A 14,124-nucleotide genomic window follows, 5' to 3' on the forward strand; every position below is an offset into this window, starting at 1 on the left:
CGGCGACGCGAAGAACAGCCCCGTGTAGGAACACCCCCGCGTCGGCGGGGAGGACTTTCGTCGGCGACGCGAAGAACAGCCCCGTGTAGGAACACCCCCGCGTCGGCGGGGAGGACTCCGTTGTGGTGCGGTGTGTCGCGTGTTGGGGCGGAACACCCCCGCGTCGGCGGGGAGGACGCCTCCGCGAAGGGTGGCGCCGCTACGTGGGAAGGAACACCCCCGCGTCGGCGGGGAGGACCCTTCACCTTGCAGGTGGAGGCCAACCAACTCCGGAACACCCCCGCGTCGGCGGGGAGGACACGCGCGGGGCCGACCCTCTTCAGCCCGGCCGCGGAACACCCCCGCGTCGGCGGGGAGGACGCCCGGCCCTTCCCGCCGCGCGGGCCCTCCTTCGGAACACCCCCGCGTCGGCGGGGAGGACGCCGGATGGCGGAGGCCGGCACGCAGGGCGTGCGGAACACCCCCGCGTCGGCGGGGAGGACATACGGCAGTGGGCCGGCATGGCCCCCTGCCCCGGAACACCCCCGCGTCGGCGGGGAGGACGCCTCCGCGAAGGGTGGCGCCGCTACGTGGGAAGGAACACCCCCGCGTCGGCGGGGAGGACCCTTCACCTTGCAGGTGGAGGCCAACCAACTCCGGAACACCCCCGCGTCGGCGGGGAGGACACGCGCGGGGCCGACCCTCTTCAGCCCGGCCGCGGAACACCCCCGCGTCGGCGGGGAGGACGCCCGGCCCTTCCCGCCGCGCGGGCCCTCCTTCGGAACACCCCCGCGTCGGCGGGGAGGACGCCGGATGGCGGAGGCCGGCACGCAGGGCGTGCGGAACACCCCCGCGTCGGCGGGGAGGACATACGGCAGTGGGCCGGCATGGCCCCCTGCCCCGGAACACCCCCGCGTCGGCGGGGAGGACCACGGCGAGCGCTCCCGCCAGGCGATCCACGCCGGAACACCCCCGCGTCGGCGGGGAGGACGACGCCGTGGGCGTGGGGAAGCAGGTGGGACACGGAACACCCCCGCGTCGGCGGGGAGGACGGATTCCGAAGTAAGAAAGGAAACGAAAAATGCGGAACACCCCCGCGTCGGCGGGGAGGACGCTGGCCGAAATCAAGGAAGCAACGGGGGCCACGGAACACCCCCGCGTCGGCGGGGAGGACAGGATACCGCGTAGAGATACCGCATCTAGATACGGAACACCCCCGCGTCGGCGGGGAGGACTGCGCGCCGTTGAGAAAGGGCGGCGGTCCCCGCGGAACACCCCCGCGTCGGCGGGGAGGACCCTCGCGTCCCGTTGCGCATGTTCGTCCCTCCCGGAACACCCCCGCGTCGGCGGGGAGGACACTTCGCGACCTGCGGCTTAGCGGGGCCTTTGCCGTTGCTTTGCCATCGAATCGTGGGTGGGTGTCAGGCGCATGCGGCAACGCTACCGGACCTTTGTCAGGGGTGCGTTGTCAGTGGCGTGTGATGAGCTACGGATCAGAGCACACGTCGGCGACGAGGCCGGGGTGCGGTGACTGGGGGAGTAGTCGATGATGCGGCGACCGGTGGTTGATCCGGATGAGACGGTGTGGGGGAAGTCGCGGGGGCTGGACCCCGACCTGCCGGCTTATCCGCTGGTGAGGCATCTGCTGGATGCTGCTGCGATGGCTCTGTTCCTGTGGGATCACTACTTGGCTGAGAACCAGAGGGCGGCCATCGCGGAGGGCTTCGGCCTGTCGGATGATCATGATCGGGCGAGCTCGTTGACTGCGCTATGTGCCGGGCTGCACGACATCGGCAAGATCTCCGGATTCCAGTTCTGCGATGCGAGAGGGCGTGGCGGACTGAGTGACACCCTGACGGGCGATGCCGGACGCATCGGGGTCGAGCGGCAGGGGCACGACGTCGCCGGGATGGAAGCCGCACCTGCTGTGCTGTCGGCCCTCGGGTTCGGTGCAGCCGGGGACGTTGCGATCGAACGCATTGCGGAGATTTTCGGTGGGCACCACGGTCGCTTCAACCACTTCGACGTGCGCAGAGCGCATCCTTCGCGTCAGTCGCATCTCGGCGGAGCGACGTGGGCGCAGCAACGTGAGGCGCATGCCGCGGCAGTCCTCGACGTCGTGGGGGATCCGTCGCCGCCGCCGCAGTTCCGGGCGCCGGCTGCCGTGCTGGTGACGGGAGTCGTGATCCTGGCCGACTGGCTCGTCAGCCAGGAGGGCTATCTCCGGCGGCGTCAGCAACGGCTCGACCCCTCGCTCAGCGCTCACTTCGAGGCGTCCCGTAAGGACGCCGAGGCGCTGGTGCGAGAGGCCGGCCTCATGCCGGTCGAGTTGGAGCGCAAGCAGTTCGCGGAGGCGTACGGCATCGTCGGCGAGCCGAACCCGTTGCAGCGCTCGATCGCCGAAGGGCTGGCCCCGCTGCGCGATGGGTCGAAAGGCAACGCGGGCAGGGCGGGCATCATGCTGGTGACCGCCGCTCCTGGTGACGGGAAGAGCGAGGCCGCACTGGAGGCGGAGCGCATCTTGTCGCGAGCCTTCGGCACACGCGGCTTCGCCTTTCTCCTACCGACCATGGCGACGAGCGACCAGATGCACAGTCGCATCGCTCAGATCCTTGCCCGGCAGGACGGCCGCGGGGCGGGACTGACCCTCACCCACAGCATGGCGTGGCTGAGCAGCGCCTACGCCGCCGAGGACCTGCAGCCGGGCGACCGGGTGGTGACATGCGAGGACGAGGACGACGCGACGCCGACCGAGAAGGCGGCGACGCACCTGGCCGCGATGCGCCCGCCGAGCTGGTTGTTCGGGGCCAAGCGACCGCTGCTCGCCCAGTACACGGTGGGCACCATCGACCAGGCGCTGATGGCCGTCCTGCCGGTGCGGCACAACGCCTTGCGGTTGCTGGCGCTCTCGGGCAAGACGTTCATCGTCGATGAGGCCCACGCCTATGACCCGTACATGCAGGTTCTGCTGGGCCGGCTGCTGAACTGGCTCGGCCGGTACGGCGCGCCGGTGATCCTGCTGTCGGCGACTCTGCCGACCTCGGTCAGCGACAAGCTGATCAAGGAATACCTGCGCGGCGCGGGCCACAAGCCCTCCACCCTGAAGGGCCGCTCCTTCCAGGCGCCCTATCCGGGCTGGCTGTACGTGGACGCGCGCGACGGCCTCACGAAGCAGATCGAGCCCAGTGATCAGGCGGCGCAGTCGCAGGAGCGCCGAATGCACCTAAACGTGCAGATCGAGTCCGTCGTCCATCACGCCCAGGGAGGTCGGCGGGGGCGGCTGGCCGTGATTGAGGAACTGTTGGAACCTGTTATGACCGAGGAGGGCGGTTGTGCGCTGATCGTCTGTAACACCGTCGGACAGGCGCAGGAGACGTACGAGCATCTCAAGGTGCGCTTCGGCAGGCAGGGCCTGACGTCGGCAGGGCAGAACGGTGAGGAAGGCGAGCTGCAGTTGCTGCACGCCCGATTCCCTGGTGACGTTCGGGAAGCGCGGACCAAGACGGTGACGTCCGGGATGGGGCGCGGCGGGCCGCGTCCGCATCGGCGGATCATCGTGGCAACTCAGGTGGTCGAGCAGTCACTCGACCTGGACGCGGATGTCGTGATCAGCGATCTCGCGCCCCTGTCGTTGCTGCTCCAGCGGGCCGGGCGCTGCTGGAGGCACGAGACCTGGTGGGCGCGTCATGGATACCCGGGCGGGCGGGACCGTCCGGCGTGGGCAGCCGCGACCGGGCCGCGCCTGGTGGTGCTGGATCCGATTGCAGGTCAGGGCGGAGTGCCGGGTCAGTGGGGCCAGGTGTACGCGGAGTTCCTCCTCATGGAGACCTCGAAGACCCTCCATCAACGCGGTGAGCGGCCGATCCGCATCCCCGAGGACGTGCAAGCCCTCGTCGAATCCGTGCACGGCCACCGCGATGACCGGTTCGACTGGGACTCACCAGCCGTCGCCGCCGCCTGGACCGCTCACACGGGGGAGACCATCGCGCAGCAGGGCATCGGTGCGCTGCTTGCCATCCCCCGCGCCGGCCACGTCAAGCAGTTGGACCAGCTCCATCACCTTCAGGGCAAGGAGGACGAATGGGAGGCCTCCACCCGCCTGGGAGCGGACTCGGTACGCCTGCTGTGCGTCTACGCGCAGGCAGACGGCAGGCTGACCCTCGACCAGGCGGGAGCGGAACCGCTGCCCACCGCTGTCGGCGGGCGGATGGACGTCTCCGACGTGCGGGCGATCATGGGGCGCACCATCCCGGTGAACGCGGAGTGGTTCAGCGGCGAGCGCGAGCAACACCGTCCGCCTGAAGACTGGGCCGAGCACGCAATGCTGGGTGACCTTGCCGTTCTGCGTCTGCCCGTGCGCAACGGCGAGACGGCGGCAGTGTCGGTGGGGGGCAAGTCGATCCGGCTCGACGCGGAGTTGGGCCTACTCCGCTTCTGAGGCCTTGATCCGTGAGAGCGCACCACCCCCACGTCGGCGGGGAATCCGATGCCGAAGCGAGGCACCCGGTCACCTGCAGCGGAACACCCTCGCATCGGCGAGGAAGCGAACCGGCGGTTGCACGCCGCAGCTTAATGCCCGACAGGGTGCGGGGCGGCTGGGGAACGCCGGCGCGAAACTGCGGTGCACTCACTACATGCTACTGAGGAACCTGTCACTTGCAGCTTCACTCAAAGTTCGTACACGGAGCGGCTGTTGGTGCTCTACTTTTCGTTACGCGGCGAGAAGAACGAGTTGTCGGTGGCCCGTGCTTCGCTGTCGGCAGCGTGGATATCCGGCTCATCTGGTGGTCGGTAGGGGGGTTGAGATGGCAGCAGGCTTTGACCTGCGCGATAGCCCATGGGTCCCGGTGCGCCTCGGCGGCCGATCCGTGCGGGTCGGATTGAGAGAGCTGTTCCACCGGGCGCACGAGATCAGTGACATCGAGCTACCGGTGCCGCCAGCGGCTTCTGGACTGCTGCGCATTCTAGGGGCGTTGGCGTCGCGGATCGCGATGGAGGACGATGTTCGGCTCTGCGACGAGGATCTGGCCGAGGAAGCGGAGGACTGGCTTGAGGTGCGTGCGCGCATCTTGGCGCGGGGGAGGTTCGACGCAAAGGCAGTCGACGCCTACTTCGACGACGAGGCGCTTGCGGCTCGATTCGATCTCTTCGATCCGCAGCGTCCGTTCCTGCAGGACCCCCGGCTGCTGACCGAGTGCGTGGACGCCAAAGGCGGCCCGAACTCCTCCGGGATCAACAAGCTGATCATGGGGCGGCCGACAGGCGTCAACGGTGCTGTGCTCTTCGGCCACTTCACCGACACACACCCTGTCTCGGTACCTCCGGCCGTCGCGGCGTGGCACCTGATCGCGACGCTCAACTACGGTCCCTCAGGCCAGTGCACCCCACGCCGTATCACCACGGTCCGCGCTGGAAACCAGGATGCGGGACCGCTGCGGAAGACGATCTCTTTCCACGCGTGGGGCCCGGATCTGTTCACCACGCTGGTGCTCGGTGTACCCGCACCCGGAGACGGGGCGGAGGGAGCGGACTTCTGTCCGTGGGAGGACGAGCTTCCCGATCCGCTCGGCCCGCTCACGCCGTGCACCTGGCCGGGTCGCTTGCTGACGGGGCGTGCGCGCCACGCTGTCCTGCTGGTGCCGTCGGCCGACCGTACGGAGGTCGTGGACGCGTACGTGAGCTGGTCCACCCATCAGCCGCCGGCGGCGGTACGGGATCCGCACGTAATCCTGGACATGCCCCGAACCGGTGAGGGTGCGCCGTACGCGCGGCCGGCGGACGCGAACCGGGCGCTGTGGCGTGACCTGGATGCGCTCCTCCTGGTCGGCGACAGCCAGACACAGCGGCCCAGCAATCTCGACAGCCTCCCCCGCCACCTGGAGGAGCAGCTACGGGTGCGCGCCTACGGTTTCGACCAGGACGGTCAGCAGCGCGACAACATCTGGTTCGAGGCCACCACCCCGCCCGTCCTCGCCTGGCAACAGCACGCGAACCCCGACCTCGACCCGTACCCGGGGATGGCCGAGCACGTGGCGCGCTGCCACCGGGCTGCCGAAGAGGTCGCGGACAAGCTGCTGCACGCCGCACGCCTGGCGTGGAAGCTGGCGACGGATCCGCTCGAGGATCCCACGGTGAAGGTGAAGCTCGATCGGAAGAAGCACGGGCCGTGGGCCGCGGTGTCCGTCAGCCGCTTCTGGGCGGCTGCCGAGAACACGTTCTGGAACCTGGCCGCCCCCAGTCTGATCGGCACAGCGCCGCATCCGCCGTTCGTACGCATCGCGCTCGATGCCCTGGACGAGGCGATCGGCGCGCGGAGCGCGGACGTCCGCGTCGCCCGCGCCCGCAACCGGGCACGCACAGTGATCCGCTCCGCATTGCCCAAGCCGCCCACGACCACTTTGGGGGAGTGAAGTGACCACAACGACCGCAGCCACGCCACCGGCCGACCGACTGGCGAGCCAGAGCGCCTTCGTCGCCTACGTGCTCAAGCTGTGCGAGAACAACAAGAACCGGGCCGATCTCCGCAGCGGCCTGGGCAGGCCGGTGGAGCGCTCCAACTACATGCACCGCCTCCTCGTACCGCGCCTGATGGACGAGGAGGTCCACCACCGGGACGCCCGGCGCGCGCACTACGCCGTCGCCTCCCTCATCGCAGCGCGTCCGCGGGCTGCCCGCGACGCGGACGCCCAAGCCGCCGAAGAAGCGGCGGAAGCGGGACCACCGCAGGACAGTGCCCGGGTGACGGAGTGGTGGAACCGCCCCAACCTGGGCGCATCCCTCGCCGAGGCCGTCAACAAGAAGTTCATCAAGCCGGACACGGCGGAGGCGGACCTCCACCTGATGGCCCGGCAGTCCAGCGACGCGATCCACATCCGGCTGCCCGCCCTGACCCGGCAGCTGCTCGACAAAGGCGTCACCGTCGACTGGGCCGTCCTGCTCCACGACCTCACCTGGTGGAACCGCGACCAGGACCGCATCGCGACCCGCTGGCTCGAGAGCTACTTCCGCGTCCGCACCCGCGATCTCCCCGACCACGACGAACTGTCCAGCACCCCTGAGGAGAACCACTGATGTCCCTGTTCCTGGATCTGAGCGCCATCCAGTCGGTGCCGACCGCCAACCTGAACCGCGACGACCTCGGCTCACCCAAGACCGTCCGATACGGCAACGCCACCCGGATCCGGGTCTCCAGCCAGGCATGGAAGCGGGAGATCCGCCTCGGGGTCGAGGCGGACCTGGGGGAGAAGGCCGCCCGGACCCGACAGGTGCCGATCAAGGTCAAGACAGCGCTGGAAAGCCGGTCGGGCTGGCCCGCCGACCTCGCCGCGTTCGCCGGCAAGCAGGTCGCCGTGAGCGCCGGGAAGAGGGGGCTCGGCACGGAGAGCGCCGGACACACCTCCGTCCTGCTGTTCCTTCCCGAGAGCGGCATCGACGAACTCGTCACCGTCTGCCTGGACAACCGCGAGGCGCTGGAGAAGGGACTGGGCAAGAAGTCGCCCGGTGTGCTCCTGCCCACTGCCAAGATCGAGGAGATCCTCAAGCGCCGCACCGCCTCCATCAGCCTGCTGGGACGCATGCTCGCCGAGCTGCCCGGCGCGAACGTCGACGGCGCCGCGCAGGTCGCGCACGCCTTCACCACCCATGCCAGTGAGCCCCAGCGGGACTACTTCACCGCGGTGGACGACTGGCTCGGCGAAGAGGAGACGGGCAGTGGCCACCTCGACACCGCCGAGTTCAGCGCCGGCGTCTTCTACCGGTTCGCGTCCGTCAACGTCACGGACCTGATCCAGAACCTTGACGGTGACGAGAAGGCGGCCCGCACCGTGCTGGCGTCGTTCGCCGACCAGTTCCTGATGAGCCTGCCGCAGGCCAAGCGGACCAGTACCGCCCCGCACACCGTCCCGGACCTGGCTTACCTCGCCGTCCGCGCCCAGCGCCCCCTCTCCTTCGCCGGAGCGTTCGAAGCACCGGTCACCGCGGACGTCACAGGCGGCTTCAGCACCCCCTCGATCAGCCGACTGGCCTCCTACGCCGCCGACCTCAACCGGCTCACCGGCGACCGCAACCGGACCTTCCACGGCTACGCCCGGAGCGGGGACGGAGAGCTGACCGGCCTCGGGATCGTCCACGCGTCCTTCCCCGACCTCATCGACGCCGCCGTCGAAGCGGCCTTCCCTGCCGCCGGGGGCGAGAAGTGAGCAGTCTGCTGCTGCGGTTGGCCGGTCCGCTGCAGTCCTGGGGGGAACGGGCGGCGTTCCCCGCCATCCGCGACACCGCCCCCTTCCCCACCCGCTCCGGCCTGATCGGGCTCATCTCCGCGGCCGAGGGCCGAGGCCGCGAGAGGGACCCGCAGGACTACGCGGCACTCGAGTTCACCGTCCGCGTGGACCGCCCGGGCGTGCTGCTGAGCGACTACCACACGGTCGGCGGCGGCTATCCGAAGAACCGCACCGCCGCCACCGCCGGCGGCGGCAACAAGGGAGCTGCGGTCATCACCCACCGGCACTACCTCGCCGACGCCGTGTTCGTCGTCGCCGTCACCGGCCCAGACGACGACATCGAACGCATCGGCGCAGCACTCCAATCGCCGTACTGGGCACCTCACTTGGGGCGGCGATCCTGCGCCCCCGACGAACCCTTCGTGCTGCGCACCCGGGTGGGCGACCCCGAAGTCGAGCTGCGCACCCGCGTTCCGCTCAGCGCCCCGCACCGCGGCGACCGGCAACCCTCGCGGGCGGGCGGGGCGGGCACGCATCGGGTCGACTTCCTGCGCGAGCGCCTTCCGGGAGAGGGGAATCAGAACGCCGTCAGTCTCAGCGCGCACGACGTACCGGTCAGCTTCGCCTCGCAAGGCCGCATCCACGGCAAACGCCAGCTCTACCGGACCACGGAAGACCTTCCCGGCGCGCTGTTCGCCGAGCCCGCCGAACTGCACCGTCGCCTGATCGACTACGCCCTGGAGACCACCGCATGACCCCCTCCGCGGAGCTCGCCCGCATCCGGCTCAACCCCCACCATCGCGCAGTACAGCGCGACCTGCGCGACGCGACCGAGATGCACCGCACCCTCATGCGGATGATCCCCGACGACCTCGGCGACACCCCCCGCCGGGACACCGGCTTCCTCTTCCGCATCGACGAGAGTGACGAGCACAGCACCGTCCTCGTCCAGGCCACGGTTCCGCTCGACCGCACCAACCTTCCCACCGGATACGGCGACGTCCACATCAAGCAGCTCAAGCCGATGTTCGACGCGCTCCGCCCAGGACTCGCCGTCCGCTACCGCATCATCGTGAACCCGGCGAAGCGCGAACGCCTCCCGCTGGAGCAGAAGAACAAGCGCGGGAAGGTCGTAGCCCTCATCGGTGCGGAGGCGGATCGGTGGTGGGCCAGGCGGGCAACCGAGGCCGGCCTGCACCTGAACTCGATGATTCCCACACCGGTGCGGTCCGTACACCCACAGGGCAGGAACGCACCGCCCGTCCGGCACAGTCTGATCCGCTACGACGGGACCGCCACCGTCACCGACCCCGAGGCCCTCACCCAGGCCCTCCTCTCGGGCATCGGCCGCGGGAAGCCGTACGGCGCAGGACTTCTCAGCCTCGCCCCTGCCACCGCCACCGCCGTATGAGCGCACCCCGCAAGGGCGGCGACGCTCGCCAGCGCCTCGCCGCCCCGACGCTCGCCATGCTCCCGCGCGTCGCGGACTCCCTGTCCTTCCTCTACCTGGACATGGTCCGCGTCGTCCAGGACGACACCGGCGTCTGCGCCCAGATCCAGGTCGGCGAGGACCGCACCGACACGGTGTACGTACCCACCGCCGCCCTCTCGTGCCTGCTGCTCGGCCCCGGCGTCTCCATCACCACCCGCGCCCTGGCGACCCTCGCCCGCCACGGCACCAGCGTCGTGTGCACCGGAGCCGGAGGCGTCCGCGCCTACGCCGGCATCCTTCCCTCCTCGCTCACCACCCACTGGCTCGAACAGCAGGCCACCAGTTGGGCGGACCCGGCACGGCGCCTCGACGTCGCCATCCGCATGTACGGCATGCGCTTCGATGCCTGCGACGTGCCCGCCGACGCCACCCTCCACACCCTTCGCGGCCTCGAAGGCCAGCGGATGAAGGCCTTCTACAAGCTGCTCGCTCAGCAGCACGGCATCGGCCGCTTCCGCCGCAACTACCACCCCGACCAGTGGGAACAGCAGGACCCCGTCAACCTGGCCCTGTCCGCAGCTAATACCTGCCTCTACGGCATCATCCATGCCGCGCTCCTCGCCCTCGGCTGCTCTCCGGCGCTCGGATTCGTCCACGCCGGTACCCAGCACGCCTTCGTCTACGACATCGCTGACCTCTACAAGGCCGAGCTCACCCTGCCGCTGGCGTTCTCCCTCCACCGGTCGACCAACCCCGAGCAGGAGGCACGTCGCAAGTTCCGCGACGACCTTCGCCTCGTCCGCCTTCTGCCGCGTATCGTCCGCGACATCCAGGCCCTCCTCGCCCCAGCCGGCGTCGACCCGGACGACGAGGACGACGATCGTCCCGACCGACGCGCAGTGGAGATGGTCCACCTCTGGGACCCGCGCGAAGGCGTCCTGCCCGCCGGCGTCAATTACGCCCACGAGGAGCCGTAACCCTCCGATGCCCTCCATGGTCGTCATCGCCACCACCGCCGTCCCCGACCACCTGCGCGGCGCACTCAGCCGCTGGACCACCGAAGTCGTCGCCGGCATCTTCGTCGGCTCCGTCTCCGCGCGCGTTCGCGACGAACTCTGGAAATCCGTCACCGATGTCGTCGGCGACGGGGCAGCCGTTCTCGTCCACCCCGCGCCGACAGAGCAGGGCTACAGCATTCACACGGCGGGAAGCCGGCGCCGTGTGCCCATGGATTTCGATGGGCTGACACTGATGCGGATGACGGGGGTTGCGCCACCGCCATCGGAGGTCAAGAAGTTGCAAAACCCTTCTTGAGGAGCAGGTCAGGAGCCCTCCCCACCGATGCGGGGGAGTCGGCGGGAGCGTCGGTGTGAGCTGTCGCTCCCCACACACTCCCCAGGGCTGATCTTGGCGGAGCGCAGCTCCGAGGCCCCGAACGGCCCGCCTCGGATTTCAAGGCCCGTGCCCCGTATAGCCTGGCGAGATGCTGAGAGAAGTGGCGGCGACCCGCTATGTCACCCCCCTGCGCGAGGGGGGATCGCTGCCCGGGATCGTTGAGGCCGACGACCTGGGCACCTATGTCATGAAGTTCACCGGGGCGGGGCAGGGGCGTAAGACCCTTGTCGCCGAGGTCGTCGCGGGGGAGTTGGCGCGGCGGTTGGGGTTGCGGGTGCCCGAGTTGGTGGGGGCGCAGTTGGATCCGGTGATCGGGTTGGCCGAGCCCGATCAGGAGGTGCAGGAGCTGCTGAAGGCCAGTGGCGGGCTCAACCTCGGGATGGACTTCCTGCCCGGGTCGATCGGCTTCGATCCCCTCGCCTACGAGGTCGATCCGGTCGAGGCCGGGCGGATCGTCTGGTTCGACGCGCTGATCAACAACGTCGACCGCTCCTGGCGCAACCCCAACCTGCTCGTCTGGCACCGGGACCTGTGGCTCATCGACCACGGTGCCACGATGATCTGGCACCACAACTGGCCCGGCGCCGCCGCCTGGGCGGAGCGGCCCTACGACGCCTCCGACCACGTGCTGGCCGACTTCGGCCCCGATCTGGACGCGGCCGCCGCCGAGTTGGCGCCCCTCGTCACCGAGGAGCTGCTCACCGAGGTCACCGCGCTCGTCCCCGAGGAGTGGCTCGCCGACGAGCCCGGCTTCGCCGGCCCCGGCGAGCTGCGCCGCGCCTACGTCGCCGCCCTGCTGGCACGCGCCGGCGTCGGGGAGCGCATCACGATCGGCCCGCGCACCCCCGAGCGGCCCTCCCGGGTGCCGGGCTGGCTGGCCACCGAGCTGCCGAAGAGGAGCGCGTCGTGAGTACGGGCGTCGTGAGTACGGGCCACGGCCGCCAGGTCTACGAGTACGCGCTGCTGCGCGTCGTCCCGCGCATCGAGCGCGGCGAGCAGATCAACGCCGGGGTGGTGCTGTACTGCCGCGCGACGTCCTTCGTGGCAGCCCGCACCGACCTCGACGTCGAGCGACTCCTCGCGCTCGACCCGCAGGCCGACGTCGCGGGGGTACGGGCCGCGCTGTGCGCGGTGGAGGGCGTGTGCCGGGGCGGGCGCGACGCCGGGCAGGCCGGCGGCGACGACGCGGGACGGCGCTTCCGCTGGCTGATCGCGCCGCGCTCGACCGTGGTCCAGCCCGGGCCCGTCCACACGGGGCTGACCGGGGATCCGGAGGCGGAGGTCGCCAGGCTGCTCGATCTACTGGTGCGCAGGCCCGGTGCGGGGCGCGAGGGCGCGTCTGCGGACAGGGCCGCGGACAGGGCTGCGGCCTGTACGAGCGGGCCGGTGACCGCGGCCACCGTTGACAGGGGATAGGCCGGACTTCTAGCGTCACGGATACCTACTAAGCGGTTGCTCACTTCGTGTACGGACACGGCATGGGCGGGCACCGCATCCAGGGCGAGGAGAACACCGCATGACCACCACCGACCAGCGCGTAGCCATCGTCACCGGAGCCGCGCGCGGCATCGGGGCCGCCACGGCCGTCCGGCTCGCACAGGAGGGCCGCGCGGTCGCGGTCCTCGACCTCGACGAGGCGGCCTGCAAGGACACGGTCGAGAAGATCACCGCGGCGGGCGGCACCGCCCTCGCCGTGGGCTGCGACGTCTCGGACCCCGAGCAGGTCGAGGCCGCGGTGACGCGGATCGCCGCGGAGCTGGGCGCGCCGACCATCCTGGTCAACAACGCCGGCGTGATCCGCGACAACCTGCTGTTCAAGATGACCGAGACCGACTGGGACCTGGTCATGGGCGTGCACCTCAAGGGCGCGTTCCTGATGGCCCGCGCGGTGCAGAAGTACATGGTCGACGCGGGCTTCGGCCGGGTCGTCAACCTCTCCTCCTCCTCCGCCCTGGGCAACAGGGGCCAGGTCAACTACTCGGCCGCCAAGGCCGGTCTGCAGGGCTTCACCAAGACCCTCGCCCTGGAGCTGGGCAAGTTCGGCGTCACCGCCAACTCCGTCGCCCCGGGCTTCATCGCCACCGAGATGACCGCGCAGACCGCGGCCCGTATCGGCATGGAGTTCGAGGACTTCAAGAAGGCGGCCGCCGACGGCATCCCCGTCAAGCGCGTCGGCTACCCCGAGGACATCGCCAACGCCATCGCCTTCTTCACCGGCGAGGACGCGGGCTTCGTATCCGGCCAGGTCATGTACGTGGCCGGCGGCCCCCTCAACTGACGTAGAAGGAGAGGGACGATGGCTGTGAAGGACAGTGGGAAGGTCGCGCTGGTCACCGGCGCGAGTCGCGGTATCGGATACGGGATCGCCGAGGCCCTGGTGGCGCGCGGCGACCGGGTCGTCATCACCGGGCGGGGCGAGGAGGCGCTGAAGGAGGCCGTGGAGCGGCTCGGCGGCCCCGAGCGGGTCCTGGGCGTCGCGGGCAAGGCGCACGACGAGGCCCACCAGGCCGAGGCCGTCGCGCGGACCGTGGAGGTTTTCGGGCGGCTCGACCACCTGGTCAACAACGCGGGCACCAACCCGGTCTTCGGCCCCATCGCGGACGTGGACCTCGCGGTGGCCCGCAAGGTGTTCGAGACGAACGTGATCTCCGCGCTCGGCTTCGCCCAGCAGGCGTGGAGGGCCTGGCAGTCCCAGCACGGGGGGACGATCGTCAACATCGCCTCCGTCGCCGGACTCGGCGCCTCGCCGTTCGTCGGCCCGTACGGCATCAGCAAGGCCGCGATGATCAACCTCACGACGCAGCTGGCGCACGAGTTCGCCCCGTCGGTACGGGTCAACGCGATCGCGCCCGCCGTGGTGAAGACGAAGTTCGCCGCCGCGCTCTACGAGGGCCGGGAGGCGGAGGTCGTCTCCCAGTACCCGATGGCGCGCCTGGGCCTGCCCGAGGACATCGGCGGCGCGGCCGCGTTCCTCTCCTCCGACCAGGCAGCCTGGATCACCGGGCAGACCCTCGTGATCGACGGAGGGCTGTTCCTCAACGCCGGCGTCGCCTGAGCACGCTCGCGCCGCGCGCCGAGCGGCCCTGGTCAACCACCTGC

The 14,124-nt window shown here is 70.2% G+C and carries 11 protein-coding genes, 1 pseudogene and 1 CRISPR repeat array; all 12 genes and pseudogenes read left to right on the forward strand.

What is annotated here, in order from left to right; all coding sequences use genetic code 11:
• Positions 1-26 precede the first annotated feature (26 nt).
• Positions 27-1,336: a CRISPR direct-repeat array (repeat unit 29 nt; unit sequence CGGAACACCCCCGCGTCGGCGGGGAGGAC).
• A 189-nt stretch (positions 1,337-1,525) separates the two neighbouring features.
• The 12 genes and pseudogenes from cas3 to ACFQLX_RS01555 all read left to right on the forward strand — a co-directional run bounded on the left by cas3 (position 1,526) and on the right by ACFQLX_RS01555 (position 14,080).
• Positions 1,526-4,417, forward strand: coding sequence for a CRISPR-associated helicase Cas3' (gene cas3, locus ACFQLX_RS01500; RefSeq protein ID WP_386410865.1), 2,892 nt, complete (start codon positions 1,526-1,528; stop codon positions 4,415-4,417).
• Positions 4,418-4,784: 367 nt separating this feature from the next.
• The gene (gene casA / locus ACFQLX_RS01505) at positions 4,785-6,389 is read left to right on the forward strand and encodes a type I-E CRISPR-associated protein Cse1/CasA (protein WP_386410868.1); all 1,605 of its coding nucleotides are present in this window, start codon (positions 4,785-4,787) and stop codon (positions 6,387-6,389) included.
• Between the two features lies 1 nt (position 6,390).
• Complete coding sequence (gene casB, locus ACFQLX_RS01510; protein ID WP_386410871.1) at positions 6,391-7,050, forward strand: type I-E CRISPR-associated protein Cse2/CasB; 660 nt, start codon at positions 6,391-6,393, stop codon at positions 7,048-7,050.
• The gene (gene cas7e / locus ACFQLX_RS01515) at positions 7,050-8,177 is read left to right on the forward strand and encodes a type I-E CRISPR-associated protein Cas7/Cse4/CasC (RefSeq protein WP_386410874.1); all 1,128 of its coding nucleotides are present in this window, start codon (positions 7,050-7,052) and stop codon (positions 8,175-8,177) included. Before casB ends, cas7e begins: the two co-directional genes overlap by 1 nt.
• Positions 8,174-8,953 (forward strand): type I-E CRISPR-associated protein Cas5/CasD, encoded by a 780-nt coding sequence (gene cas5e / locus ACFQLX_RS01520; RefSeq protein ID WP_386410877.1) that lies wholly within the window; start codon positions 8,174-8,176, stop codon positions 8,951-8,953. The genes cas7e and cas5e overlap by 4 nt, the downstream gene beginning before the upstream one ends.
• On the forward strand, positions 8,950-9,609 hold the full coding sequence (gene cas6e, locus ACFQLX_RS01525; protein WP_386410880.1) for a type I-E CRISPR-associated protein Cas6/Cse3/CasE: 660 nt from the start codon (positions 8,950-8,952) through the stop codon (positions 9,607-9,609). Before cas5e ends, cas6e begins: the two co-directional genes overlap by 4 nt.
• 56 nt (positions 9,610-9,665) lie before the next feature.
• Entirely contained in the window at positions 9,666-10,607 is a 942-nt protein-coding gene (gene cas1e / locus ACFQLX_RS01530; RefSeq protein ID WP_386411292.1) for a type I-E CRISPR-associated endonuclease Cas1e, read from the forward strand.
• A 7-nt stretch (positions 10,608-10,614) separates the two neighbouring features.
• Positions 10,615-10,944: a type I-E CRISPR-associated endoribonuclease Cas2e gene (gene cas2e / locus ACFQLX_RS01535; protein WP_386410883.1), complete on the forward strand. Its 330-nt coding sequence runs from the start codon at positions 10,615-10,617 to the stop codon at positions 10,942-10,944.
• Positions 10,945-11,113: 169 nt separating this feature from the next.
• Positions 11,114-11,935, forward strand: coding sequence for a HipA family kinase (locus tag ACFQLX_RS01540; RefSeq protein ID WP_386410886.1), 822 nt, complete (start codon positions 11,114-11,116; stop codon positions 11,933-11,935).
• Positions 11,936-11,946: 11 nt separating this feature from the next.
• A pseudogene (locus ACFQLX_RS01545) lies at positions 11,947-12,336 on the forward strand (DUF3037 domain-containing protein); the annotation flags it as partial.
• Positions 12,337-12,541: 205 nt separating this feature from the next.
• Complete coding sequence (fabG, locus tag ACFQLX_RS01550; protein WP_386410890.1) at positions 12,542-13,303, forward strand: 3-oxoacyl-ACP reductase FabG; 762 nt, start codon at positions 12,542-12,544, stop codon at positions 13,301-13,303.
• Between the two features lie 18 nt (positions 13,304-13,321).
• The gene (locus ACFQLX_RS01555) at positions 13,322-14,080 is read left to right on the forward strand and encodes an SDR family oxidoreductase (RefSeq protein WP_386410893.1); all 759 of its coding nucleotides are present in this window, start codon (positions 13,322-13,324) and stop codon (positions 14,078-14,080) included.
• Positions 14,081-14,124 lie beyond the last annotated feature (44 nt).

Origin of the sequence: Streptomyces polyrhachis (assembly GCF_042663125.1) — a bacterium.
Lineage (GTDB): Bacteria > Actinomycetota > Actinomycetes > Streptomycetales > Streptomycetaceae > Streptomyces > Streptomyces polyrhachii.

Excerpts from the sequence above, each read along its gene's own strand:
- cas3 (WP_386410865.1), top strand. The coding sequence starts at position 1,526 with ATGATGCGGCGACCGGTGGTTGATCCGGATGAGACGGTGTGGGGGAAG.
- casA (WP_386410868.1), top strand. The coding sequence starts at position 4,785 with ATGGCAGCAGGCTTTGACCTGCGCGATAGCCCATGGGTCCCGGTGCGC.
- cas7e (WP_386410874.1), top strand. The coding sequence starts at position 7,050 with ATGTCCCTGTTCCTGGATCTGAGCGCCATCCAGTCGGTGCCGACCGCC.
- cas6e (WP_386410880.1), top strand. The coding sequence starts at position 8,950 with ATGACCCCCTCCGCGGAGCTCGCCCGCATCCGGCTCAACCCCCACCAT.
- cas1e (WP_386411292.1), top strand. The coding sequence starts at position 9,666 with ATGCTCCCGCGCGTCGCGGACTCCCTGTCCTTCCTCTACCTGGACATG.
- cas2e (WP_386410883.1), top strand. The coding sequence starts at position 10,615 with ATGCCCTCCATGGTCGTCATCGCCACCACCGCCGTCCCCGACCACCTG.
- ACFQLX_RS01540 (WP_386410886.1), top strand. The coding sequence starts at position 11,114 with ATGCTGAGAGAAGTGGCGGCGACCCGCTATGTCACCCCCCTGCGCGAG.
- fabG (WP_386410890.1), top strand. The coding sequence starts at position 12,542 with ATGACCACCACCGACCAGCGCGTAGCCATCGTCACCGGAGCCGCGCGC.
- ACFQLX_RS01555 (WP_386410893.1), top strand. The coding sequence starts at position 13,322 with ATGGCTGTGAAGGACAGTGGGAAGGTCGCGCTGGTCACCGGCGCGAGT.